The organism is uncultured Algibacter sp., assembly GCF_947487605.1.
Classification (GTDB): Bacteria; Bacteroidota; Bacteroidia; order Flavobacteriales; family Flavobacteriaceae; genus Algibacter_D.
The window spans coordinates 37,689-62,749 of the sequence record NZ_CANKXK010000005.1 but is presented as its reverse complement, the minus strand read 5'-3'; the positions used below and the strand labels follow the sequence as shown (position 1 = coordinate 62,749).

Annotated in this window: 21 protein-coding genes; 12 read left to right on the top strand and 9 right to left on the bottom strand. The window is 32.7% G+C overall.

The window, feature by feature from the left end; genetic code table 11:
• The first annotated feature begins 81 nt into the window (after window positions 1-81).
• Window positions 82-1,218: an N-acetyl-alpha-D-glucosaminyl L-malate synthase BshA gene (gene bshA, locus Q0739_RS07165; protein ID WP_298238031.1), complete on the top strand. Its 1,137-nt coding sequence runs from the start codon at window positions 82-84 to the stop codon at window positions 1,216-1,218.
• A 66-nt stretch (window positions 1,219-1,284) separates the two neighbouring features.
• Here bshA and Q0739_RS07160 read toward each other — a convergent pair whose 3' ends face one another.
• Window positions 1,285-1,767, bottom strand: coding sequence for a hypothetical protein (locus Q0739_RS07160; RefSeq protein ID WP_298238030.1), 483 nt, complete (start codon window positions 1,765-1,767; stop codon window positions 1,285-1,287).
• Window positions 1,768-1,914: 147 nt separating this feature from the next.
• Between Q0739_RS07160 and Q0739_RS07155 the strand changes: the two genes are divergently transcribed.
• Window positions 1,915-4,830: an FAD-binding and (Fe-S)-binding domain-containing protein gene (locus tag Q0739_RS07155; RefSeq protein ID WP_298238029.1), complete on the top strand. Its 2,916-nt coding sequence runs from the start codon at window positions 1,915-1,917 to the stop codon at window positions 4,828-4,830.
• On the opposite strand, the gene Q0739_RS07150 is transcribed toward Q0739_RS07155, so the two are convergent.
• Together Q0739_RS07150 and Q0739_RS07145 are read right to left on the bottom strand one after the other, a co-directional pair.
• The gene (locus tag Q0739_RS07150; protein ID WP_298238028.1) at window positions 4,827-5,159 is read right to left on the bottom strand and encodes a DUF3291 domain-containing protein; all 333 of its coding nucleotides are present in this window, start codon (window positions 5,157-5,159) and stop codon (window positions 4,827-4,829) included. The genes Q0739_RS07155 and Q0739_RS07150 overlap by 4 nt on opposite strands.
• A 77-nt stretch (window positions 5,160-5,236) precedes the next feature.
• Window positions 5,237-5,773 carry an acyl-CoA thioesterase gene (locus Q0739_RS07145; protein ID WP_298238027.1) on the bottom strand — a complete coding sequence of 179 codons (537 nt, stop codon included), beginning with the start codon at window positions 5,771-5,773 and terminating at the stop codon, window positions 5,237-5,239.
• A 159-nt stretch (window positions 5,774-5,932) separates the two neighbouring features.
• Between Q0739_RS07145 and aroC the strand changes: the two genes are divergently transcribed.
• The gene (gene aroC / locus Q0739_RS07140; protein WP_298238026.1) at window positions 5,933-6,994 is read left to right on the top strand and encodes a chorismate synthase; all 1,062 of its coding nucleotides are present in this window, start codon (window positions 5,933-5,935) and stop codon (window positions 6,992-6,994) included.
• 39 nt (window positions 6,995-7,033) lie between these two features.
• Here aroC and gldC read toward each other — a convergent pair whose 3' ends face one another.
• Together gldC and gldB are read right to left on the bottom strand one after the other, a co-directional pair.
• Complete coding sequence (gene gldC, locus Q0739_RS07135) at window positions 7,034-7,369, bottom strand: gliding motility protein GldC (protein ID WP_298238025.1); 336 nt, start codon at window positions 7,367-7,369, stop codon at window positions 7,034-7,036.
• Window positions 7,369-8,331, bottom strand: a complete 963-nt coding sequence (gene gldB / locus Q0739_RS07130) for a gliding motility lipoprotein GldB (protein WP_298238024.1) — start codon at window positions 8,329-8,331, stop codon at window positions 7,369-7,371. Before gldB ends, gldC begins: the two co-directional genes overlap by 1 nt.
• 92 nt (window positions 8,332-8,423) lie before the next feature.
• On the opposite strand from gldB, the gene nadE reads away from it, so the two are divergent.
• Together nadE and Q0739_RS07120 are read left to right on the top strand one after the other, a co-directional pair.
• Window positions 8,424-9,212 (top strand): NAD(+) synthase, encoded by a 789-nt coding sequence (nadE, locus tag Q0739_RS07125; protein WP_298238023.1) that lies wholly within the window; start codon window positions 8,424-8,426, stop codon window positions 9,210-9,212.
• 108 nt (window positions 9,213-9,320) lie between these two features.
• Window positions 9,321-9,953, top strand: coding sequence for a response regulator transcription factor (locus Q0739_RS07120; protein ID WP_298238022.1), 633 nt, complete (start codon window positions 9,321-9,323; stop codon window positions 9,951-9,953).
• On the opposite strand, the gene dnaG is transcribed toward Q0739_RS07120, so the two are convergent.
• The gene (gene dnaG, locus Q0739_RS07115; RefSeq protein ID WP_298238021.1) at window positions 9,948-11,906 is read right to left on the bottom strand and encodes a DNA primase; all 1,959 of its coding nucleotides are present in this window, start codon (window positions 11,904-11,906) and stop codon (window positions 9,948-9,950) included. The genes Q0739_RS07120 and dnaG overlap by 6 nt on opposite strands.
• Window positions 11,907-12,265: 359 nt before the next feature.
• Between dnaG and Q0739_RS07110 the strand changes: the two genes are divergently transcribed.
• The 5 genes from Q0739_RS07110 (at window position 12,266) to Q0739_RS07090 (ending at window position 17,674) form a co-directional block, all read left to right on the top strand.
• Window positions 12,266-13,591 (top strand): dicarboxylate/amino acid:cation symporter, encoded by a 1,326-nt coding sequence (locus Q0739_RS07110; protein ID WP_298238020.1) that lies wholly within the window; start codon window positions 12,266-12,268, stop codon window positions 13,589-13,591.
• Between the two features lie 135 nt (window positions 13,592-13,726).
• On the top strand, window positions 13,727-14,764 hold the full coding sequence (gshB, locus tag Q0739_RS07105) for a glutathione synthase (RefSeq protein ID WP_298238019.1): 1,038 nt from the start codon (window positions 13,727-13,729) through the stop codon (window positions 14,762-14,764).
• Between the two features lie 89 nt (window positions 14,765-14,853).
• Window positions 14,854-15,675, top strand: a complete 822-nt coding sequence (locus tag Q0739_RS07100) for a sulfurtransferase (RefSeq protein WP_298238018.1) — start codon at window positions 14,854-14,856, stop codon at window positions 15,673-15,675.
• A 3-nt stretch (window positions 15,676-15,678) separates the two neighbouring features.
• Window positions 15,679-16,509 carry an N-formylglutamate amidohydrolase gene (locus Q0739_RS07095; RefSeq protein ID WP_298238017.1) on the top strand — a complete coding sequence of 277 codons (831 nt, stop codon included), beginning with the start codon at window positions 15,679-15,681 and terminating at the stop codon, window positions 16,507-16,509.
• Window positions 16,510-16,513: 4 nt separating this feature from the next.
• Entirely contained in the window at window positions 16,514-17,674 is a 1,161-nt protein-coding gene (locus Q0739_RS07090) for a tyrosine/phenylalanine carboxypeptidase domain-containing protein (RefSeq protein ID WP_298238016.1), read from the top strand.
• 92 nt (window positions 17,675-17,766) lie between these two features.
• Here Q0739_RS07090 and Q0739_RS07085 read toward each other — a convergent pair whose 3' ends face one another.
• From Q0739_RS07085 to Q0739_RS07075, 3 genes are all read right to left on the bottom strand, one after another.
• Window positions 17,767-19,245, bottom strand: a complete 1,479-nt coding sequence (locus Q0739_RS07085; RefSeq protein ID WP_298238015.1) for a peptidase S10 — start codon at window positions 19,243-19,245, stop codon at window positions 17,767-17,769.
• A 242-nt stretch (window positions 19,246-19,487) separates the two neighbouring features.
• Window positions 19,488-19,904, bottom strand: a complete 417-nt coding sequence (locus Q0739_RS07080; protein ID WP_298238014.1) for a thiol-disulfide oxidoreductase DCC family protein — start codon at window positions 19,902-19,904, stop codon at window positions 19,488-19,490.
• Window positions 19,905-20,027: 123 nt separating this feature from the next.
• Complete coding sequence (locus Q0739_RS07075; RefSeq protein ID WP_298238013.1) at window positions 20,028-21,908, bottom strand: tetratricopeptide repeat protein; 1,881 nt, start codon at window positions 21,906-21,908, stop codon at window positions 20,028-20,030.
• Between the two features lie 305 nt (window positions 21,909-22,213).
• On the opposite strand from Q0739_RS07075, the gene Q0739_RS07070 reads away from it, so the two are divergent.
• Both Q0739_RS07070 and Q0739_RS07065 read left to right on the top strand, forming a co-directional pair.
• A complete protein-coding gene (locus Q0739_RS07070) occupies window positions 22,214-23,821 on the top strand; it encodes a thiol-activated cytolysin family protein (RefSeq protein ID WP_298238012.1) in 1,608 nt (535 codons plus the stop codon).
• Between the two features lie 98 nt (window positions 23,822-23,919).
• Entirely contained in the window at window positions 23,920-25,059 is a 1,140-nt protein-coding gene (locus Q0739_RS07065) for a T9SS type A sorting domain-containing protein (RefSeq protein WP_298238011.1), read from the top strand.
• Window positions 25,060-25,061 lie beyond the last annotated feature (2 nt).

Sequence of the window (25,061 nt, the reverse complement as noted above, 5' to 3'; positions counted from 1 at the left end):
ACTTAAATTTTAAGTTAAGAGTATTAAAAGTTAAAAAAAAACTTTATACATTTTTAACTTAAGACACTTAAAACGTATTAAATGAAAATAGGAATTGTTTGTTATCCCACTTTTGGTGGAAGCGGTGTTGTTGCTACAGAACTAGGAATAGAGTTGTCAAAACGTGGTCATGAAATACATTTTATCACATATAATCAACCAGTAAGACTAGAGTTGCTAAGTAATAATGTGCATTATCACGAAGTTAATGTGCCAGAGTACCCACTATTTCATTACCAACCATACGAATTAGCGCTATCAAGTAAATTGGTAGATATGGTTAAATTACATAAAATAGAAATTCTTCATGTACACTACGCTATTCCACATGCCTATGCAGCATATATGGCAAAAAAAATGCTCCAGGAAGAAGGTATTTATGTGCCAATAGTTACCACGTTGCACGGAACAGATATTACATTAGTAGGGAGCCATCCTTTTTATAAACCAGCGGTAACATTTAGTATTAATAAATCCGATGCTGTAACCGCTGTATCCAGTAGTTTAAAAGAAGACACCTTGCGTTTATTCGATATAAAGAATGAGATCCATGTTGTTCCAAATTTTATCGATTTAGAAAAATATAATCACAATTTTACAGACTGCCAGCGTGGAATGATGGCGAATGATAGCGAAAAAATTATTACGCATATTAGTAATTTGCGGCCAGTAAAACGCGTGCAAGATGTTATAAGTGTCTTTTATAATATTCAAAAAGAAATCCCCGCTAAACTCATGTTTATTGGAGAAGGCCCAGAGAAGGAAAACATAGAGTTGCAATGTCAAGAATTAGGTATTTTAGATAAGGTTATCTTTTTTGGAAGAAGCAATGAAATTGATAAAATTCTTTGTTTTAGCGATTTGTTTTTATTGCCATCTCAAACTGAAAGTTTTGGATTAGCCGCTTTAGAGGCCATGGCATCTGGAGTTCCAGTTATTTCAAGTAATACAGGGGGTATTCCAGAAGTAAATAAACAAGGCGTTTCTGGATACTTAAGCGATGTTGGAGATATTGACGATATGACTACAAATGCTTTGCACATTTTGAGCGATGATACACGCTTAAAAACATTTAAAGAGAACGCTAGAAGTGAGTCTCTAAAATTTGACTTACATGCTATTGTACCACAATATGAAGCTATTTATGAAGACACCTTAACAAAGTGTTTGGTGCTATAAGAAGCAGTATATTAAATAAAAAAAGCACCCATTGGGTGCTTTTTTTATTTAATATACATTTTATAATTAGAATTGATATCTAAGCCCTAGAGCAATATCGAAATCTAAATCATCATTAAAATCTCCAAAACCAATCTCAGGTCTAAAATCTAAAGATATAAGTAACGGAATATCAAAATCGTACTCAATACCAATATCACCTGCGGCAAAGAAAAAGGTTTCACTATTACTTCCTACATTCGGAACATTAACGTCATAAGACCCTAATCCACCACCAGCTCCTACATACCAGTTAAAACCTTGATCTAAAGGAAATACCCATTGGTATAAACCAGCAATTTTAAAACCATCATAATTTTTGCCATCGCGCCAACCTAAATCAATTTCTAATCGATTATTGTCACCTAAAGCACGTTGGTAAGAGATTTCGGCTCCAAAACCATCACTATCTCCTAAACGTAAACCTAATGCATTGTCGGCTATAGCCTGAGCATTTGAAGTAAATGAAAATCCAATTAATGCAATTGATAATAAAAATAATTTTTTCATAAAGTTAAATTTTTGTTTGTTTTAAATTTAGACACTTAGTCTATAAATACGTCACTTTTTATAATTCAGATTACATTTACAAAAATAACGCCAAAAATGTATTTATATTTAACTTCTTTTTACATTTATCAACATTTTAATTTTTAAATGAGCTTATCATCACATTTACAGGGATTAAGTAAAATACTTTCAGGTGAGTTATTTTATGATAATCTAATAAAATCGTTATATGCTACAGATGCGTCAGTTTATAGAATATTACCTTTAGCTGTGGCATATCCAAAAAACAGTGATGATTTAAAGCATCTTATTCAATTTGCCAAAACCCATAAAACATCACTAATTCCAAGGACTGCAGGCACTTCTTTAGCGGGGCAATGTGTTGGTAAAGGTATTATAGTTGATGTATCAAAGTATTTTACAAAAATTATAGAAATAAACGAGGTCGAACAAACAGTTACAATACAGCCAGGTGTTGTACGAGATGCATTGAATAACTATCTAAAACCCTATGGTTTATTTTTTGGCCCAAACACATCTACGTCTAATAGATGTATGATAGGGGGTATGGTTGGTAATAATTCCTCTGGGACAACATCCATTCAATATGGTGTTACAAGGGATAAAGTGTTAGAAATGCATACCATTTTAAGTGATGGTAGTGAAGTTGTTTTTGGTGAATTAACTTCTGTAGCCTATAAAGACAAAATGAATCAAAATTCTTTAGAGGGCACTATTTATAAAACTATTTATAATGAATTGAATTCTGAAAAAAATCAGAAGCAAATAATAGAAAACTTTCCAAAACCAAGTATACATAGAAGAAATACTGGTTACGCAATTGATGAATTAATTAATTCTGATATATTATCCCATTCGCAAGAGCCTTTCAATATGTGCAAACTTCTTTCAGGTAGCGAAGGAACACTGGCTTTTACAACCCAAATCACTTTAAAGCTAGATAGGTTACCTCCACCAAAATCTATTATGGTAGCGGTTCATTTTGAAAGTATTGAAAGCTGCATGAGTTCTGTTGAAATAGTGATGAAACATAATTTGTACACCTGTGAGATGATGGATAAAACCATTTTAGACTGTACAAAACACAATAAAACTCAAGAGGAAAACCGCCAGTTTATAGTTGGAGATCCTAAGGCAATCTTGATGTGCGAGGTAAAAGCGGATACGCTAGAAGCGGTTGAAACCCTTGCCGAAAATCTTTTGCAAGACATAAAAAAATCTGCATTAAGTTATGCCTACCCAAAGTTAATGGGAGCTGATATTAATAAAGCCATGGATTTACGTAGTGCTGGTTTAGGGTTATTAGGTAATATTATTGGCGATAAAAAAGGTGTTGCATGTATAGAAGATACAGCAGTTGCTTTGCCAGATTTATCTAATTATATTTCTGAGTTTACAGCATTAATGAAGTCGTATAAGCAAGATGCTATTTATTATGCTCATGCTGGTGCTGGTGAAATTCATTTAAGACCCATTTTAAATTTAAAAAAAGCTGAAGATGTTGATTTGTTTAGAAGAATAACAACAGACATAGCGCATTTAGTAAAAAAATATAAAGGTTCTATGAGTGGCGAACATGGAGATGGTATTGTGCGTTCGGAGTTCATAACAATTATGATTGGTGAAGAAAATTATCAAATATTAAAACGTATAAAAAACACATTTGATGCTGATAATATTTTCAACCCTGGAAAAATTGTTGATGCCCTATCCATGGATGAATCTTTACGTTATCAAGTCGATAGGGTAGAACCGAAAATTGAAACGATTCTAGATTTTTCCAAATCACAAGGAATTTTAAGAGAAGCTGAAAAATGCAATGGTTCTGGTGACTGTAGAAAATTACCTGAATTTGGAGGAACCATGTGTCCAAGTTATCGAGCTACAAGAAATGAAAAAGATAGTACACGTGCTCGCGCTAATGCTTTGCGAGAATTTTTAACCAATTCAGATAAAGTAAATAAGTTTAATCATGATGAATTAAAGGATGTTTTCGATTTATGTTTAAGCTGTAAAGCATGCGCTAGTGAGTGCCCAAGTAGTGTAGATATTGCAAGTTTAAAGGCTGAATTTCAGTATCAATATCAAAAAGAAAATGGGGTTGAGTTTAAAGACAAAATATTTGCCAAATTAACTCAATTTAACAAGTTGTTTTCTAAAACACCAAAAATCCATAATTTTTTGCTTCAAAATACGGTGACTTCTTTTTTAGTAAAAAAAGCTCTGAATATTCATCAGAAAAGAAGTATGCCCAAGGTTGCAAAATCTTTTAAATTTAAATATGTAGGAAAACGAAAAGAAACCCTTTTAGCCCCAATTAAAACAGTATATCTATATGTTGATGAATTCATAAATTATTTAGAATCAGACATAGCCATTGATGCAATAGTTTTGTTAGAAGCTTTAAATTATAAAGTAATTCCAATGCATCAGTTAGAGAGTGGACGCTCTTATATTTCTAAAGGGTTATTGGAGCAAGCAAAAAGATTGGCTAATACTAATATAACTGAGTTAAAGAGTTTGATCTCGAATGAAACACCATTAATTGGTATTGAGCCTTCTGCTATATTAACGTTTAAAGATGAATATTTGAAATTAGCAGACGACAAAGCTTCTGCAGAAAGTATAGCGAATCATACATTTTTAATTGAAGAGTTTATACAACAAGAAATTAAGTTAGGTAATATAAATTCAGAACAGTTTACCCTACAAGAAAAAATTATTAAATTCCATGGACATTGTCATCAAAAAGCAATGAGTAATCAACTATCAAGCTTTTCGGTTTTAAATCTTCCTAAAAATTATAAAGTAACAATTATCCCAAGTGGTTGTTGTGGTATGGCAGGAAGTTTTGGTTACGAAAAGGAACATTATGAAGTAAGTATGCAAATAGGAGAGCAGACTTTATTTCCAGCTGTTAGAAAAGCTTCAAATGATTTTATTATCTCCGCCAACGGGACTAGTTGTAGACATCAAATAAAAGATGGCACACAGAGAATAGCAAAACACCCAATTAGTATTTTAAAGGAGGCCTTAATTTAAAATCTTATAACCTTACCATTATTAAGTAATTGTTTAGCTTCATTCCATTTGGGTAACTCGGTAGCATCAATAGTAATTGTTCTAATTTCTTTCGAAATTTCTTTACTTCTTTTCATAGCGTTTAAATGTGCTCCACTATTAGCAAAAGCTTTCATGTCTTCTAAGTTATTCCAAAGTGTCATGGTATAATGTTTTGTCCAAAAACCTGTATTTTTTAGTTTTCTGCAGTTCGTCAATTTCAATTGTTTAACAATTTTTAAGGAAATGGTTGACAAAACAAAAAACTTAAAAGGGTTTTTTAATTCTATGGATGTTATTGTTACTTTCATAAGGAGTATTTATAAAACCTATTCTAAAAAAATAGAATATTGATAAAAAGTTCTAAATTGTATAACTTAATTTTTAACTATACCTCCCAATTATCAATTATTCTCTCTGTCATATGCTTGTTTTTGTCTTTAAAAGCAGTAATTAATTCAAAATTTGTTCGCGGAACTTCTTCAAAATCTAAAGCTTTAATTATTTCTGATGTTGGGACTGTATCTCTGCCACTTTTTACCATACCATTTGCTAAACAGGCAGCCATTGGTTTACCATTTCTCATTATTTTTTGTTCAAAGTAAAAAAAAGTATCATCAACGTAAGATACCTTGGTATAAACTTTAGCTTTTTGAAACATTTTTAAAGGTCTGTAAAATTGAACACTAATAGCCTGATTAGGAAAAAACCATTTGTTTTTTGTGGCAATTTTAAAAAAATTAGAGCGAACCATAAATTCTGCTCTACCCATTTCAAAAACAGTCATAATTGCCGCGTGGTTCATTACAGAAACATCAATATCTGTAATCCAAACTCTAAAATTTAAAATAAAAGTATCAGAGGTTTTAATCTTACTTTTAAACTTAGCAAGGAAAATTACAGTAAGCAATTTTATCCATCTCATTTTTTATATTTTTAGGTTTCTTAGAAAATAGAATATAATGAAAATTAATATATTAATAACTTATGTACTATAAAGTTTCTTTAAGGTAATAGCTTTTAAAGCACTTTGTTTTGGGTGCTATTTTCTAAAAAACCTTTATTTTAGCCAAAAATTGAAATTATGGCTGGAAATTCCTTCGGAAAACTATTTAATTTAACTACTTATGGCGAGTCACATGGACCTGCTTTAGGGGGCGTGATTGATGGTTGCCCATCTGGAATTGCATTAGATTTAGATGCTATTCAAAATGAGTTAAACAGAAGAAAACCTGGTCAGTCAGCTATTGTAACACAACGAAAAGAACCAGATACAGTAAAATTTTATTCAGGTATTTTTGAAGGGGTAACCACTGGAACATCTATTGGCTTTGTAATTGAGAATACCAACCAGAAATCTCACGATTACTCTCATATAAAAGATAGTTACAGACCAAGTCATGCCGACTATACTTATGATAAAAAATATGGTGTAAGAGATTATCGTGGTGGCGGACGTAGTTCTGCACGTGAAACTGCTTGCCGTGTTGTTGCTGGTGCTATAGCAAAACAAATGCTAAAAGGCATTGAAATTACTGCTTATGTATCTAGTGTTGGAACCATAAAATTAGATAAATTTTATACAGAACTTGATCTTACCAAAGTAGAATCAAATATTGTGAGATGTCCAGACCAAGATGTTGCAGCTAATATGGAATCTTATATAAAAGAAGTGCGTAGTAAAGGTGATACTGTAGGTGGTATTGTTAGCTGTGTTATAAAAAATGTGCCTGTAGGTTTAGGCGAACCTGTTTTCGATAAATTACATGCCGAATTAGGTAAAGCCATGCTTTCTATTAATGCTGTAAAAGGATTTGAATATGGTAGCGGTTTTCATGGAAGCACGATGTATGGTAGTGACCACAATGATGCTTTTAATAGTGATGGTACAACAAAAACTAATTTTTCAGGAGGAGTACAAGGAGGTATAAGTAATGGTATGGATATCTATTTTAACGTAGCCTTTAAACCTGTTGCAACACTTATTCAGAAGTATGAAACTATCGATAAAGAGGGAAATACGGTTGAAATGCAAGGCAAAGGAAGACACGACCCATGTGTTGTACCTCGAGCAGTGCCTATTGTTGAAGCCATGGCTGCCTTAGTTTTGGCAGATTTTTATTTAATAAATAAGGTATATTCCTAGAAGCTAATTTAAATTTTTTAGTGCTAAAACTAAAATGCCTTACTTCTTTAACTCTAGTTTTTCGGCAAAGTAATCGCAAAAATCTTTCATAGTAGCTGTCATTTTTTCGTCCTGCGTGGCTCTATTAAATGTATCACTCATGGCTACTAATGTTTGATGAAAAAATTGTTTCATTTCATCTACTGGCATATCTTTAGTCCACAAATCTATTCGCAAAGTTTCTTTAGTTTTAGCATCCCAAACCGCAAGCATTATGGCTTTTGCCTCTTCGTTTGTAATACCACCATCTTCTGCTGTCCAATGTAGCTTTTCTGGAATTCGATTCGCATCAAGTTCAACATTCAATTCAATTTTTGAGGTTCTATTTTCTGCCATTATTTTCGTGGTTTAAACTTCGATTTATTAAAAATTTCTTCTGGACTTTTTATTAACATTTCTTTTAAAGAAACGTCATTATTATTCATATAAGCTCTTACTATTTGCCAACCTATATATTGACCTAATTGCCCTGGTGACTCACTATCAATTTCTTCTAAATAAAACTTAGAAAAAGGGGCTGGATTTATAAATCTACTTGGTAGTTTTGAATCAGTACTATATAATAACTCACGCTCTACAAAATAACGCCATATATAACTTTCATTAGCTCGAGCCCAATCTAACTGTTTTGTGGTATACCCAATACGCTCTTCATCTTCAACAAACGGAATTACCACATCCTTAAAGTAAAGTTGCTTTCCAAAAAACACCATTTCATCAAGAAGTGTTTTCTTAGCTTCCTGATGGATATATTTTTCAGCATACTTTTTTGCTAAATCAACAACTATTTGCTCTTTTCTTAAGTTTGCAACAATGTATTTTTGAATACCTCCGTAAAATTCGTGATTACTCCCCAAATAAGAATCTAAAGCTATAACCGAAATTGTATCAGTAACAACAACGCGATTCCTGTAACGCACAAAATTGGTAGTGGTTATTATACGTGGAGGTCTAAACTCTGGAAAATAATATTTTAAATGATTAAAAAGTGATTCAATTTCTTTTTCCGTTTTCTCAAAACTAGTAAACACTTTATTTACTTCGTCAAGTAATTGTAGTTGAAAAGTATCTCTTTTTATTTCAGCCCAAGATGAATCTGTATCTTTTTCAGAAAACATAAAAGGGAAAGCTTGTTTTATTTTCGAAAAATCATTTATGGTAGTTTCTGCAAAGAATCTATCAAAACGATCCACTGTAACATCAATATTTATACTCGCAATCTCATTTTCTAATTGATTGTCCTTTTTACAAGAAACAATCACTAATACACTTACAAAAAGAGTTAATATATGCTTCATATAAAACTTAAACGCCATAAATTTTTATTAATTGAGTGATTACTTTATTTTTGTTTGCAAAGGTACTATTCTTAGAATTAAATTCATTTAATATGCAAACAGAAAAAGTTGTTGATCACATTGTTAATTGGCTAAAAGATTATGCTACAAATGCAGGAGTAAACGGATTTGTTGTTGGTATATCTGGAGGCATCGATTCGGCAGTTACTTCAACTTTATGTGCTAAAACAGGATTAGAAGTTTTATGTATTGAAATGCCTATACATCAAGCAGAAAGTCATGTATCAAGAGCACAAGAACATATTTCTCAATTAAAAGAACGTTTTAAAAATGTTTCAGATACTAGAGCCGACTTAACACCTGTTTTTGAAGAATTTAAAACAGAAGTATCTTTAGATGCCGACCAAGCAACTGTTGATATGGCATTAGCAAATACAAGAGCCCGTTTAAGAATGACAACACTTTATTATTATGCTGGACTTAAAAAGTTATTAGTGGCAGGTACTGGTAATAAAGTAGAAGATTTTGGTGTTGGTTTTTATACTAAGTATGGTGATGGTGGTGTGGATTTAAGTCCAATTGCCGACTTGTTAAAATCTGAAGTTTATGCAATTGGTAAGCATGTGCAAGTTCCAATAAGTATTATGAATGCGGCTCCTAGCGATGGTTTATTTGGTGATGCAAGAAGCGATGAAGACCAAATAGGTGCTTCTTACCCCGAACTTGAATGGGCAATGTCTATGGATGATGCTGGAAAAACTGCAATTGATTTTACAGGACGTGAAAAAGAGGTGTTTAAAATTTACAAACGCTTTAACACAGCTAACAATCATAAAATGATTCCTATACCTATTTGTGAAATACCTACGAATTTGAGATAATTATTGCGATATTATCAATAATTTCCTATATTTACGCCGTAGCTTATAACTCTCACAATCTTAGTTATACTCTCAAGTAATTAAGATTAAAAAATAGCTTAACAAATTATGACAAAATTATTAATAGCAGATAATCATCCGATTATTAGAAAAGGGCTTGAATTGCTTTTTTCAGCGTCTTCTAGCATCGAAATTGTAGGAAGCGTAGATGATGGCGAAGCCATTTTGGAGTTTATTAAAAAGACTCCTGTAGACATTATTTTAACCGAAGTTAATTTCCCTAAATTAAATGGGCTTACGGTTTTAAGACATTTAAAAACTGAATATCCAGACATTAAAACCATTATTTTTAGTGGTGAACCAGAAGAGGTTTACGCTATCAATGCTATAAAGGCTGGTGCTTCTGGATATGTTTCAAAATCTGTTAATATTATTACTATTAGCGAAGCTATAATGAAAGTTGCAGAAGGTGGTATTTACCTAAGCAACGAACTTACACAGCAACTTGCTTTTGGTACTAAAATGAACAGATCTGGTAGATTTTATAAGAAATTATCAACTAGAGAAGCAGAAGTTTTAAAGCTTTTAACTATTGGTAGAAAAAACAAAGAAATTTCTAAAGAGTTAGATATTAACGAAAAAACTGTTAGTACTTATAAAGCGCGATTAATGCGTAAACTTAAGGTTACTAATCTGGTAGACTTAGTTAATCAAGCTAAACTTAGAACCGCCGAGTTATAGAACACGGTTAAGTTTTCTGGAAAGCAGCATTTTTAAACTTGAATAATCTTTTACTTCCTCTAGAATATTTCTATTGGAATCATTAGTGTTTTTCATTGTTTCTAGCTGAAATTCTTTTACTTTTTGGTCTATTAAAAAGCATCTAAGACTTAAAATAGTTTCACTTACTAATTGGGCAACAGAATGATTTTTTCCTTTGGGAAATATATTCATACGTTCCCAATTATCTAGTGCATAGCGCTCGTCTTCCATTAAGATATTTGTTATTTCGTTAGCCATATCTTGGTCTACTGAATTAACAAAAGTCCGTAACTCAAAATTTGGATTCTGATTTAAAGTATCAATAACCGTATAATAAAGTGTTTTAAACTTTTCATTGGTAAATTCCATTTCATCATCTTGAAGATCAAGAAATATTTTTTCGAAAACTTTGGCTTGATGAATTACAGGTTCTAATATAAGTTCGCCTTTTTCGTTTTCTTTTAGAACTAAATCCTCAAAATCTTCTGTTCTATTGCCATAAAGCAATAAAACCTCTATTATTTTTTGTTCTAAAACATACTGAACGTCAACTTTTTTTACTGGTTGTTGATGTTTAATAACTTGAAAGGCTTTTTGATCTTTTTTATATTGTTTATTTTCTTCGTTTAACTCCTTTTTACTTATTTGAGCTAAAGTTGAAAAAAGAACTTCTTCACTTATATCCATGATTCTAGCACACTCTTGAATATAAATCTCTTTTTTTATTCGGTCTGGAATTTTTGAAATACTATTCACAATATCCCGAATTGTTTCCGCCTTTTTTATAGGGTCATTTTTAGAATCTTCAAAAAGTATTGATGCTTTAAATTGAATAAAATCTCGGGCGTTCTCATCAAGATACAACGAAAGTTCTTCTAAAGTATTCTTTTTTGAGAAACTATCTGGGTCTTCACCTTCTGGAAATGTACAAACTTTAACATTCATACCCTGTTCCAAAATTAAATCAATCCCTCGAAGCGATGCTCTCAATCCAGCTGCATCTCCATCAAAAAGGACGGTAATGTTTTTGGTAAGTCTGTTTATAAGCCGAATTTGTTCTGAGGTTAGCGCTGTTCCTGAAGAGGACACTACATTTTTAATCCCTGTTTGATGAAATTGAATAACATCGGTATACCCTTCAACCAAATAGCAGTTATCTTCCTTTGCAATACTTTGTTTAGCATGATAAATACCGTATAAAACTTTACTCTTATGGTAAATATCACTTTCTGGAGAGTTTACATATTTAGCAGCTTTTTTATCGGCAATAAGAATTCGTCCACCAAAGCCAAGTACGCGCCCACTCATACTTTTTATAGGAAACATTACACGTCCTTTAAAGCGATCGAATCGCTTATCATCCTTTACAATTGTTAATCCTGTTTTCGATAAATAATCTATATTGTAACCCTTTTTTAAAGCTTCATCGGTAAAAGCTTGCCACTCATTAAGTGAATATCCTAAGTTGAATTTTTTAATGGTCTCGTCTGTAAAACCACGTTCTTTAAAATAGCTTAAACCTATCGATTTTCCTTGATCTGTTTTATGTATTATGTTTTGAAAGTAGTCGTTAGCAAACTCACTTACCAAGTATAAACTCTCGCGTTCATTTGCTTGCTCTTTTTGCTCGTTTGTTTGTTCGGTTTCTTCAATCTCGATATTATATTTTTTGGCTAGGTATTTAATAGCCTCAGGATACGTAAAATGTTCGTGCTCCATTAAAAACGCTACAACATTGCCTCCTTTACCACTTGAGAAATCTTTCCAAATTTGTTTGACAGGAGACACCATAAAACTTGGAGAACGTTCGTCGCTAAATGGGCTGAGTCCTTTAAAATTACTTCCAGCCTTTTTTAACTGCACAAAATCACCTATAACCTCCTCAACTCGGGCGGTTTCAAACACTTGATCTATGGATGTTGGTGATATCAAATTGTGAAAATTAAAAGACATTGTAAATGTAATATAAAATAATACATATCTCAATAACTTACTAATTGGAGTTACTATTTTCTTTAAAAAATATTGAATGTTATTTTAAAACAGAATAGGATGAATACATAACAAACCATATTAAAAAGATGGTTGTGTATAGTATTAAAATAATAAAATCTTATAAAGAAAATAATACAAGATATTTTGATACATAAAAAAAAACACGAACTACTGGAGATGCTAAAAATTATTTGCTGTAAATATTTAGTTACCAGTTAAAATAATAGATGTTTTATACTATTAAGTTAAACATCAAAAAATACTTATCTTGTCATCAATAAATTTAAAGCACTCATATGAAGAAACTAGCACTGCATTGGAAAATTATTATTGGAATGATTCTGGGAATCATTTTTGGATTTTTAATGAATACAGTAGATGGTGGCAAAGGATTCGTAACAGATTGGATTGCACCTTTTGGCACTATTTTTATTAACCTATTAAAACTCATAGCAGTGCCTTTAATATTGGCTTCTTTAATAAAAGGAATTTCAGATTTAAAAGATATTTCTAAAATAAAATCTATGGGCTTACGTACCATTGGAATTTATGTAGGAACAACATTAGTAGCTATTGTTATTGGTTTAAGTATTGTAAACACCTTTAAGCCAGGTAACGGGATGCCTCAGGAAACCATTGAGAAAATTAAATTAAAATATGAAAACGATGCAGGCGTAACCGACAAATTAATGAAAGCATCAGCTCAAAAAGAAGCTGGCCCATTGCAACCTTTGGTAGATATTTTTCCAAGTAATATATTCGAGTCTTTTGTTGAAGCATCAATGTTGCAAGTTATCTTTTTTGCTTTGTTTGTTGGTATTTGTTTGTTATTAATTGGTGAAAAGAAAGCAAAACCGTTGATAAATTTTTTCGATTCATTGAACGAAGTCGTCATGAAAATGGTAGATTTAATAATGCTTTTTGCACCGTATGCAGTTTTCGCTTTATTAGCAAATGTTATCATTGCTTTTGATGATGTCGAAATTTTAATCAAGCTTTTATATTACGCATTTTGTGTTGTTGGTGGGCTGATGCTAATGATTGTATTCTATCTTATTTTGGTTAGTGTTTATACTAAAAAATCACCTATGTGGTTTTTACAGCAAATTAGTCCAGCTCAATTGTTGGCTTTTTCAACAAGTAGTAGTGCAGCAACTTTACCAGTAACTATGGAACGTGTTGAAGAACATTTAGGCGTAGATAAAGAAGTTTCTGGTTTTGTATTACCAGTAGGAGCTACGGTTAATATGGATGGTACTAGTCTATATCAAGGTATAGCGGCCGTATTTATTATGCAAGTTATTTGGCCAGAAGGGTTAACATTTACAAATCAACTAGTTATTGTTGTAACAGCTTTATTGGCATCAATTGGTAGTGCAGCAGTACCAAGTGCAGGTATGGTTATGCTGGTTATAGTATTGGAGTCTATTGGATTTCCAGCAGAACTTCTTCCAATTGGTTTAGCGCTTATCTTTGCAGTAGACAGACCTTTAGATATGTGTAGAACTGTAGTAAATGTAACTGGTGATGCAACGGTATCAATGATTGTTGCTAAATCATTAGATAAATTGCATGATCCGAAGCCTAAAGAATGGGACGATCATTATGATGAAGTGAAGTAGTTTAAATAATATTACTCACCCTAATATTAATTGTCGTTTCTGTAAATAGTAGAACTTTTAATAATTTGGTAATATTGGTCAAATTAATTGTATAATTTCTTTATTTTTAAGCTTGAATAAACAAAGATTTTAGAAATGAACATATGTTTTATAATGTATCCATGGGCAGAAATAGACCCAGATAATGATACATCCTTAGCGTTAATTAAAGAATGTGTAAAGCGCAAACATGGTGTTGCCATGTGTACACCAGCAAATTTAACCATAAGAAATAGTGTAACAACTGCTAATTGTACCGTTTTAGGTAGAATGGAAAAAACACCTAGTTCCTTAAAATCTTTTTATAACAAAGTAGAACTGCGTGAAGAAATGCTTCCGTTAGCAGGATTTGATGTTATTTTCTTTCGTGCTAATCCGCCATTAGACCCTATTATGCTTAACTTTTTAGATTCAGTTAAAGATGATGTATTCATTATGAATTCATTAGAAGGCATGCGTGAAGCAAACAACAAGTTATACACTGCGGCTTTTGGTGATGCGCATAGCAATATTATTCCTGCGACACATGTCTCGAAAAGTAAAAACTATTTAATTAAACAAATAAAAGAGTCTAAAGCAGACAAAATGATTTTAAAGCCATTAAATGGGTTTGGTGGCTCAGGGGTTATTTTAATTGAAAAATCGGCTATGAGTAATATTAATTCGTTGCTCGATTTTTATATTACCAGTGGCGATGGCTCTTCCAATTATGTTATTCTTCAAGATTATATTGAAGGCGCCGATCAAGGCGATGTGCGTATTTTAATATTGAACGGTGAACCTGTAGGTGCCATGAAGCGTGTGCCAGGTAGTGATGACCATCGTTCTAATGTATCTGCTGGAGGTAGTGTACAAAAGCATTCGCTAACTAAAGCAGAAAAAGCCTTATGCAAACAAATTGGTCCTAAATTGGTAAACGACGGACTTTATTTTGTTGGTATAGATGTAATTGGTGGAAAATTAGTTGAAGTTAATGTCATGTCTCCTGGCGGGATAACCTATATTAATAAAGTTTATAAATTGAAGACCAAGATTGAGGAAAAAGTTATTGATTTCCTTGAAATGAAAGTAATAGATAAACTTCAAGCTTTCGATAGGCGTACGAGACTTAGAAAAACAGTTCAAGATGCTTAATTGGTAACCTTAGTTGGTAGTTTTTATATTTTAATGTTTAATTGTCTATCAACTTTTTTTAGTCTACATCTTTAAAATAATTTATAATAATGACTTCTAAAGTATTATTGACATCTCAAGTAGTTTCAGTTACGTGGTTAAATGAGCATTTGCAAAACGATAACATAATTGTTTTAGATGGGACTATCAACAAAATTTTTGATTCTTCTTTAAAACAAATTCCAAAGACCAGATTTTTTGATATAAAACAAAAATTTAGCGATACTAACAATCCGTTTCCCAGTGCGTTTCCTTCCGAAGCACAATTTCAAAAAGAAGCTAGAGCATTAGGCGTTAATCAAGATAGTGCTATAGTAGTATACGACGACAAAGGTATTTATTCCAGTGCAAGAGTTTGGTGGCTATTTAAGGCGTTCGGTTTTAACAATATTGCTGTTTTAAATGGTGGATTTCCAGCTTGGTTAAAAGCAGAATATCCAACTGAATCCATGACCCCTTATAGTGAAAAGAAAGGTGATTTTATAGCAAACTTACAATCTGGCTATATGAAGTTTTTTGATGATGTAAAAGAAGCTTCAAACAATAATACACATACCATTATAGATGCACGTTCTTCAGGAAGATTTAATTGCATTGATGCCGAACCCAGAAAAGGCTTGCGCATGGGAATCATTCCAAATTCAGTAAATCTACCATATACAGATTTGTTAGAAGATGGTGTTTTAAAACCCAAAAAAGATTTAGCAAAAGCTTTATATATGGTTGCAAATAAAACAGATGATATTATTTTTTCCTGTGGGTCTGGTATTACAGCCTGTATTTTAGCGTTAGGAGCCGAAGTTTCAGGTTATAAAAATATTTCAATTTACGACGGAAGCTGGACAGAGTGGGGCACTTTGGTAAAGGAATAAATTATGCAAAAGTTAGCATTAAAAGACATTATCACCAAGATTAAAAACGAAGAAATATTTGAAGCGGTGTCTTCAGATTATTCGTTTACAATAAAAATTGATAAGTATGTACCTTATGCCTGTGGGGCAGTACATGATGGGCATCAATTTAGAAAAGAACTTTGGGGGAATTGTATTCATACAGAATACGAACGCTGGTATGAAGAAGACCCCGAAACAAAGCATATGGTAAAAACGCATCCCATTGTTATTGCGGGTTGTGATTCGCGTTTTGAATACGATTTAAACCGTACTCCAGACGATGCAGTATTTGTAACTGCTTGGGGTAAGGATCTTTGGAAAAAACCCCTTTCAGAAGCTATGAAAGCTAAAAGCCTTCAAAAGCACACCAACTTTTATAAAGTTGTACATGCACTTATAGAAACACTAGAATCTAAGTTCGGGTTTTGTACGGTTTACGATATGCATAGTTACAATTGGAAACGATGGGATAGGGAAGTGCCTACATGGAATTTAGGTACTAGCAATGTGGATAATGATCGTTTTGGAAATGTTATTGAAACATGGCGAAAAAGTCTTTCAGAAATTCAATTTCCTAATAGCATTAAATCTACATCATTAATAAACGACACCTTCCAAGGCAACGGATATTTCTTAAAATATATTACTAAAAACTTTAAAAATACCTTAGTTTTGGCTACCGAAATCGCAAAAGTATATTGCGATGAATATGAGCAAATTATATATCCAGAAGTTGTTAAAACGGTTGAAGATGAGTTAAAAAATCGCATTCCGAAGCATGCTTTTGAAGTATACGAAATGTTTAAAAGTTAGATTTATGAAGATTGACAGTAGTGTAACATCTAAAGTACTTTTAGCAATAGATAAAAATATTGATAAGCTAGTTAAGCAAATAGAATTGCTTAGTTATGTTAATCCCATAAATATTGAAGAAGAGAAAGCACGTTTTTTTTCGTCTAAATATTTAACCGATCCTGTTTTTAAATATCCTTCTATAAATTTCGACAAGTTTAAATTGCACAGGCAATTATTTACACAATCTCTAGAATCTATTGAAGATGAGGAAATAAGAAACCTGTATGAGGATATTATTTATGCGTACTCTGGTTTGATTCAATGTATTGAAACCATTGGTAACGGTAAAAAATTTTACTACAATTGCTTACATTGCTTTGGTACACCAACTGAAAATGATGTTGAAAACGCGAAGTTTATTTTACATTTTGAAGATGAAAATAGTGATGCTCCAGCATTTCAACCTAAATATTCTGCCAAGGAAGCCGAAGTACATTTTGAAGCTTTCTCAAAGCAATATAATTTCGAATACAATATCGCATTTTCAGATAAGATTTCGGCAATAGCCATGGTGTTGAATAATACTAAGACTTTGGTATTAAACACCAATCATACCTATTCTGATAATGAAATAGCTGTACTTGCCAATCATGAAATTGGAGTACATATGGTAACGACTATGAATGGCTTATTACATCCGTTAAAAATATTTTCTCACGGTTTCCCTAATAACGAAGAAACCCAAGAAGGTTTAGCTGTTTTTTCGGAATATATGAGTAATAACCTAACCATTACGCGCCTTAAAGAATTAGCGTATCGTGTTATAGCTGTGGATACTTTAGCAAAAGGCTATCCATTTTCTAGAACTTTTAGACTCCTGCACAATCAATACGATTTAGATAGAGAAACCGCATTTTATATTACACTCCGCGCGCACCGTGGTGGCGGATTCACAAAGGACTATTTATACCTAACAGGGCTTAAAAAAGTATACGATTATTACCAATCTGGAAAAAACTTAAGTTTGCTATTAACGGGTAAAGTATCACTTGAATATGTACAAGAAATACAATCGTTAATACAAAAAGGATTGGCAGTTCAATCGAAACATATTACCGACTCCTATGCTCAAAATAAAAACACCAATAAAAAAGTAGATTTTATTTTAAAGAGTTTGAAATAGAGCTGATTTTTTTTTTTTAGTTACGCTTATCGGTAAGTATAAGCGGTCGTTTTAATGTCGCTTATACATTGTTGTGATGTGTTATTTTGATTTTAATTAGATAAAAATTCTCGAATGTCATCGGATAATTTTATGAAATCAGGTTCATGTGTATACATCATATGTCCACCTTCGTAATACGTCATTTTTATTTTTTCTCTCTCTATTCCATGTCGAGAAAATGTATACTCTGCATCAAAAAATGGGCAAATCAAATCATAATACCCACTAGCAACCATTATTTTCATTTCAGTATTTCGTCTCATTGTTTCGCTCAATTTACGGGCGACATTTACTGTTGTAGGTTCCCATGCCTTTCCTTCAGGTTCAGTTCTCCAATTCCATTTCGTATTAATTTCACTATTACTCGTTATGTATGGGCGATCCATTTTCACCTTTAGTTTAGTCACATAGTAATAATTCAAACTCGCAGTGTATGCTGCGCTTATTTGATAACTCGCTGGGTCTCCTAAATGGGGCCCATCAGAAAGTTTATCAACTTCATTCCCCATAAAACGACCATCTAACCGACCAACGGCGAGTCCTTCTTCTGAAAGAAGTTCCTTTTGAAATCTAGGCATTAGAATTCTAAGATTTGCCTTTAAAATGTAACCCTTACTAAGGCTAGTGAAATAACTCAGTTTTTTAGCAACTTCATTTTTTTCGATCTCGCCCAATAGCGAACCTTTATAAAGAGCAGGCGCATATGAATTATAGGTATAGTTTCTGCACTCTTCAATAAATGACTCAAGTGTTTCTCCTACGCCAGCTTTTTTATGATACCAAGCTGTTGCCGCCATACTTGGCAAGTAAGTTAGATAAGAAGTTATATTGTCCTGAATTGAGGTTGAACCAGCATAGTCTAATGCTTGAGAAATAAGTATTAGGCCATTTAACGACATATTTTGCCCACCGCCTTCTAATGCATTGGCTACTGCAACCGCTCTTGTTGTTCCGAAGCTTTCACCAGCGATGTATTTTGGAGAAAACCAACGATTTTGTTCCGTTATCCATTGCCGCATGAACTTGGCTATGGAATTGGCATCTTCTGTTAAACCCCAAAAATCCTTCACTTTTCCTTTACCGACAACTCTGCTATAGCCAGTGCCAACGGGATCGATAAAGACAAAATCTGTTAGATCAAATAATCCATTTTTATTGGCCACTAAGTTATATGGTGCAGCACCATCATCTTCTTTTGCATTAGAATTAACTTTCACCAATTGAGGCCCAAACATACCCATATGCAACCACATTGACGCAGAACCAGGACCACCATTAAATACAAAGGTTACTGGACGCTTACTTTGGTCACTTATTCCATCCTTAATATATGCCACAGACCAAATAGATGCTACTGATTCCCCTACATCATTTTTTAAATAGGTTTCAGAAGCGACAGCATTGTATTTGATTGACTTTCCCCCGCTGGTTATTTCATGTTTGGTAGTAAAGGATTTTTCTTCGGGTATTGGCTTTATTTTCTCTTTTTTCTCCTGTGCAGATAGTGTTACCGAGTATATGAAAAACAAGATAAAAACATTTATTATTTTCATAGTTTAATTTTTAAATACTGTGATTAGTAATCTATTTATGATTGTAATGCTTCACAACTTTAATGATATACGTCGTTTTAATACTGAAATAATCCCGATAGCTATCGGGACAGCATAAGTAAGCGAAGTTAGAATTTTCTTGTCAATAAGTCAATACGCAGTTGTAAGTATTTTATGCAGTTTTTATTGCTTAATATTGGTTTGAGAATAACGTTATACTACTCCAAAAACTTACTTTTCAATTCAGGAGTAGGAATCATACAAGCCTCCTTTTTACCATACCATTTATAACGATTTTTAGCAATAAAATCGTAAACCCAATTTCGGATAAAGGCTGGAATAATTAAAAATACACCAAGCAAATTGGTTGGAAAACTTAGTTTAGAAGCCACTTTAAGTGCTGCTTTACTTTTGTATACAATCCCTTTTTCTGGCGTGTACAGTATAATGGAATCTATTTTTGAGGTGTCGATGTTGTAATGCTCAACAATGTTTTTTCCAGTAGTGCCTTGTAAGGGCGCAAACATGAATTTGTTCGATTTGTCGTGCTTTATTACATATTGAACGGAGCTATTGCAAAGGTTACAAACACCGTCAAAAAGAATAAGCTGTTTATCTTGTGGAATACTAATCATAACTATTTGTCATTGCGAGCCTGCCTGTCGGCAGACAGGGAAATATGACGTGGCAATCTTTAAATTTAACAAAGATTCTCACGTTTTTTTTAAGCTCAGAATGACATTTACAAAGATACCGCTTTACATTGTATTCAAAAAGGCGTTTAAATCGGTTTCCTTATTTAAATTAAGCTTCTTTTTAAGGCGGTATTTGCTTTTTAAAACACTTTCGGGTAATACATTAAGCATGGATGCTATTTCTTTGGTGGAAAGATTCATGCGTAAAAATGAGGCAAGTCTAATTTCCTTTTCAGTAATATCTTGAGAAAGGTTCTTAAGTTTATTATCAAAATTATTATGTACTTCGGAAAAATAAGATTTAAAAACCTCCCAATCTTTATCTTCGGCACTTTCCTTTTTTAGGAGCATCACCAAGCGCCTAAACTCTATTTTAAAGAGCTCTGGTGATTTTTTAATCTTCTCTAAGTTTTCTTTAAGCTCCTGTAAAAAGGTGCTTTTTTGTACTAAATGAAGTGTCTGAGAAGCGAGTTCTTTCTTTTTAAATTCAATTTCTTGTTTTAAAATGGCTTCCTGCTTTTCACGCTCTATTTCATTTTTCTTAATACGTTGTCTAAAGCCAAAATAGATTAATCCTGCAATGGTTAAAAATGAGAACATGCCACTGGCATAAAGTGTTTTGGTTAGCTTATCATTTTTTGCTTGAATATTTAGGGTTTTAATCTCTTCATTTTGGAGGGCTATTTCGGCTTCTTTTTTTTCGGTTTCGTATATAACTTGTAGTTGATTTATTTGATTGTTTTTTTGTAAAGAGAAAAGGCTGTCTTTTATTTTTATCATTTCAAGGTTATCGTTCAGTGCTTTTTCGTAGTTTTTGAATTTTTCAAAAGTTTTTGATCTGAGCGAGAGCGCATTAATTAATTCTTTTTTAAGATTAAGCGAGTCAGATATTTTTACGGCTTTATTTAAATTGTTAATAGCCAGTGTTTTATTGTTTAGGAGTGCGTAAGTGTACCCTGTTTGATATAAGGAAATTACTGAATTGGTAATACTTACGTCGTAGTTTTCAATTCTTTTTATGCTTTTTAGTGAATTTAATGCTTGCTTGTATTGCTTTAATTCTCTTTGGACTACACCAATATTGCTTAAGGCATTTACTAAGTTTTCATTGAACCCATATTTTCTGCTTATTTTGATGCTTTTATTGAAAAATTCAATTGCCTTTTTGAAGTCTTTTTTACCCATGTATACATTGCCAATATCTACTAGACAATATGACTGGTAAAGAAAGTCATCTAATTCGTTATATATATTTAAGGCTTTTGTAAAATATTCAATTGACTTTGGGTAACTTTTTTCCTGATAATTCAATTTGCCTATATTTCTTAATACATCTGCTTTTCTATATATATCCCTATTTATGGTATCAAGAACATTTAACGCTGCTTGAAATCCCTTCATGGCATTTAAGTAATCTCCTTGCTCATAAAAATGGTATGCTCTGTTGTTTAAAGTTACGCCATAATTAAGGTAATCTTTCTCCTTTATGTTTATTATTGCAACCGAGTCCATTAATTTTATTGCTTTTGCATAATTTCCATTTTGACCTTCAATAACCGAAATGTTTGCTAATGCACTAGCTACGCAGTTATTAGTTTTAAAACGCGCAGCGGTCTTTAGCGTTTTGTTATAAAAAAAAATAGCACTATCCATCTTTTGTAGGGCGGCATAGCAATTACCCTTTAAAAAAAAGCCCGTAGTAATACCAAAGCCATAGTCATCTTGGGTGGAAAGAGTAATTATACTTTCAGCAATTTTTTTGGCTTCTAAGGTATTATTGTACATGTAGAACTCGCTTATTTTAGCTAGCAAAGGGATTTGCATTTCAATCTTATTTTCCTTCTCGTATTCGGCAAAAAGACTATCAACATATTTATCATTTTGACCAATCACAGAATTACAAACGAAAATTATAAGAAATAGTAGTGAAAATTGAAGTTTCATAGGTTGCTATTTTGTCCCTCTAAGATAGTTATTATATCAGTTCGGAATTCAATTTTGTCCAAAGCCTCAAAAGCACTTGTCCATATAAAATCTATGATTTGGTCTTTTTTGCCACATGTAATAATGTCTATATAGCTGTTAATTAGTATCTTATGGTTGAACGGGATCATTGATATTTATATAATGTCCATGGGGTGTTTGGGTAGTTTTAGTATAAGGTGTCCATACTTTGTCCATACCAAAAATTAGTTTTCAGGGTCATTGCTTTCTAGTTTTGAGATGTTGAATCACAAAAAATATTTATCATGAAAACAAAGCTATTGACAATTACCCCTATTAATTTAGGACTAACTTTATTAGTCATACTATTTGCCTTTTTTGGTTGTAGTAGTGACAGTGTAGATGATGGAGGTGAAGCTCCAGTATCTGAAGATAAATTAGCAGAAATTAATAATTTTCTGGCTAGCTTGTCAAATTTTAACCAACCCGAAGAATCGGAAACAAGTTTAGAGGGTACTGGAACACCAGAAAGAGACACAGAAGATAACACTTTGGAGTGTGTTGTAAAAAATTACAAAGTGGCACCAGGTTACAGTGAAATGTTACTTCTAGACCCTACTAGTGATGTTATTTATCCTGGTGCTATGTTAAAAGGAGAATCAATACCAACTGGCGAATATATTGGTATAAATGGTGGGAGAGCACCAATTACATTATCCGTATCACTAGAAAACTTAAATGGAAAGCCTTCAACGACTATAGATAATCCACGAATAGATACAGTTAGAGAGAGTGTGAAAGACATGCTACAACAAGGTGTTACAGGATCTACTCCAGCCAAAATTAACTTTACAACAGAGGAGGTTTATTCTCAAGAACATTTGAGTGTAGCCTTAGGAGCTAGTTATTCAAAAGGAAAAAATAGTGTGTCTGCTTCTTTTGATTTTAGTAAGACTACAAAAAAGTATCGTTACGTTGTAAAGTACTTACAAATCTATTATACTATTGATTTAACTTTACCGCCAAATAATAGTCCAGGATCTTTATTTACAGATGTCCCAGATTTAGATTCTACCAGCCCCGTAATTGTGTCATCGGTAAAGTATGGTCGTATGCTAATCTATAGTGTAGAAACAGACTCAGAATTAACTGAAACTAATGCTGCATTTAGTGCTGCTTTCAACGGCGGATCGGCAGGTGGAAATGGTGAGTACGATACGTTTTGGAGTAGCTCCATAGTTAAGGCATTAGTAATTGGTGGCTCTGGTGGTGATGCGGCTAATGTAGTTTCAGGACCTGCTGGTGTGTTTGAATATATTACCAACGGAGGCGATTATTCTGCAGATTCACCTGGGCTACCCTTGGGGTATACTTTAAGGTATATTAGAAAAGATTTTCCTATTGCTAAAGTTGTATTGTCTAGTGAGTATACTATTAGATCATGCGATTTGGCCTATCCACAGTTTAAAATTACTCTAATTCGCATTTCTACAATCGATACGCCAGGTGGAACAGAGGGTAGTCATTTAGAAGTACATGGCAATGCTAAAGGAAGAATGAACCAGGGAGGAAGCTATGTGAAAAGTAATACTAACGCAACGGATGTAAGTTGGAGTAGGACAGAAAGTAATAATCTTAAAATTGATAAGGGATCTCCTCATCCAGTGAATGATTCTGAAACATTTACACTTTACAGACCTAATTACGATACAGATTATGTTTACCTATCTGGTAGTTTAAAAGATAAGGATGCATTTGGTAATGATAATCTAGGATCAAGAACTTTAAAAGTTTATTTAAAGGATATTAATAAAAATCGTCCAGGAGGTTTAGATTATACACATCGTTTAAATTTTGATGAGATGGCAAACCATGAAGTACGCGTTTACTACGATGTCCTTAGAGTTAAGTAAATTGATAGTTTGAGTTAGTAAAGATACAGCTGGCACCTAAAGTTGTAGATTCAACAACTTGGTGTTGGCTGTTATTATTCACTTTAAAAAATAATAAAATGAAAACAAAATATACTTTAATAATTTACTTGTGCTTATTTACATCATGCATTTTCGCACAAAATATTTTTCATCAAACTTGGGTTACCAAGTTTGTAGCTAATTCCAATAGCTGTACTAGTGAAGTCGGGGACGAAGAATATACCTGGTATGGTTACGCTAAAGATAACATTAACACTACGGAAGCCTCGACGGGGTGCAAACAGAAAACTGTAAATGGCTCTACATCCCTTACTCAAAGTAGTGGTTTAAGATCTAAAACTAATACAGCAACACAAATTACTTGGCGCATCCGAGCTTGGGAAGATGATAATGGAAATAGATGTACCTATGACACTGGATTAAACAGTGATGATTGTTTAACTAATATATCAAAATCATTCAACTTGTCGAATCCAGATGAAAGCAGCCTAACTACAAAAACAGGTAATGTTGGAAATAGTAATTTCAATATGAATATAACCTATACTTACAGGTATGCAGTAACGCTTCTTGATCTTGCTGTAGAAAACTCATCAGAATCTTTTTCAACTTTAGGTAGTGATAGACCTTTTTGGGGTGCAACGGGTAATTGGTCTAGCGATGGTGTAGATTGCGCTGCTTCTGGGACTATTGGTAATAATCAATCTTCAATTATAAAAACAACGGTTAGTAATAAAAGTAGTGTAACTTTTAAATGGCGCGTATCATCTGCAGCAAGTGATTATTTACAAGTTTTTGTAAATGGTGTTCTTGATGAGCAAATCTCTGGAGAATCTGGCTGGATTACAAAAACTATTGAATTTACAGAGAATACAAATACTATTGAATGGTTATATATTAAAGATGCTAGTGGTAGCAGCGGTTTAGATAGGGGTTTTGTAGATGCTATTTCTTTTGAGGAAGCTACGCTAAGTACTAATTCTAATATTTTAGATGAAGTTTCAATATATCCTAATCCGGTGACCTCTATTTTAAATATTAAAGGTTTAAAAGGTGATAATTACAATATGGATATATATGATCTGTCTGGAAAAAAAATAAAAGCGATACTGGATATTGAAAGCAAAGTAGATTTAAGTGCGCTAAGCGATGGTTTCTATATGATTAGATTATATTCACAATCTAACGCTAAGACCTATAAAATTATGAAAAAATAGCA

Excerpts from the sequence above, each read along its gene's own strand:
- Q0739_RS07065 (WP_298238011.1), top strand. The coding sequence starts at position 23,920 with ATGAAAACAAAATATACTTTAATAATTTACTTGTGCTTATTTACATCA.
- Q0739_RS07070 (WP_298238012.1), top strand. The coding sequence starts at position 22,214 with ATGAAAACAAAGCTATTGACAATTACCCCTATTAATTTAGGACTAACT.
- nadE (WP_298238023.1), top strand. The coding sequence starts at position 8,424 with ATGCAAACAGAAAAAGTTGTTGATCACATTGTTAATTGGCTAAAAGAT.
- Q0739_RS07090 (WP_298238016.1), top strand. The coding sequence starts at position 16,514 with ATGAAGATTGACAGTAGTGTAACATCTAAAGTACTTTTAGCAATAGAT.
- Q0739_RS07080 (WP_298238014.1), bottom strand. The coding sequence starts at position 19,904 with ATGATTAGTATTCCACAAGATAAACAGCTTATTCTTTTTGACGGTGTT.
- gldB (WP_298238024.1), bottom strand. The coding sequence starts at position 8,331 with ATGAAGCATATATTAACTCTTTTTGTAAGTGTATTAGTGATTGTTTCT.
- gldC (WP_298238025.1), bottom strand. The coding sequence starts at position 7,369 with ATGGCAGAAAATAGAACCTCAAAAATTGAATTGAATGTTGAACTTGAT.
- Q0739_RS07110 (WP_298238020.1), top strand. The coding sequence starts at position 12,266 with ATGAAGAAACTAGCACTGCATTGGAAAATTATTATTGGAATGATTCTG.
- Q0739_RS07150 (WP_298238028.1), bottom strand. The coding sequence starts at position 5,159 with ATGAAAGTAACAATAACATCCATAGAATTAAAAAACCCTTTTAAGTTT.
- bshA (WP_298238031.1), top strand. The coding sequence starts at position 82 with ATGAAAATAGGAATTGTTTGTTATCCCACTTTTGGTGGAAGCGGTGTT.
- Q0739_RS07075 (WP_298238013.1), bottom strand. The coding sequence starts at position 21,908 with ATGAAACTTCAATTTTCACTACTATTTCTTATAATTTTCGTTTGTAAT.
- Q0739_RS07100 (WP_298238018.1), top strand. The coding sequence starts at position 14,854 with ATGACTTCTAAAGTATTATTGACATCTCAAGTAGTTTCAGTTACGTGG.
- Q0739_RS07120 (WP_298238022.1), top strand. The coding sequence starts at position 9,321 with ATGACAAAATTATTAATAGCAGATAATCATCCGATTATTAGAAAAGGG.
- Q0739_RS07095 (WP_298238017.1), top strand. The coding sequence starts at position 15,679 with ATGCAAAAGTTAGCATTAAAAGACATTATCACCAAGATTAAAAACGAA.
- Q0739_RS07160 (WP_298238030.1), bottom strand. The coding sequence starts at position 1,767 with ATGAAAAAATTATTTTTATTATCAATTGCATTAATTGGATTTTCATTT.
- Q0739_RS07145 (WP_298238027.1), bottom strand. The coding sequence starts at position 5,773 with ATGAGATGGATAAAATTGCTTACTGTAATTTTCCTTGCTAAGTTTAAA.
- aroC (WP_298238026.1), top strand. The coding sequence starts at position 5,933 with ATGGCTGGAAATTCCTTCGGAAAACTATTTAATTTAACTACTTATGGC.
- gshB (WP_298238019.1), top strand. The coding sequence starts at position 13,727 with ATGAACATATGTTTTATAATGTATCCATGGGCAGAAATAGACCCAGAT.
- Q0739_RS07155 (WP_298238029.1), top strand. The coding sequence starts at position 1,915 with ATGAGCTTATCATCACATTTACAGGGATTAAGTAAAATACTTTCAGGT.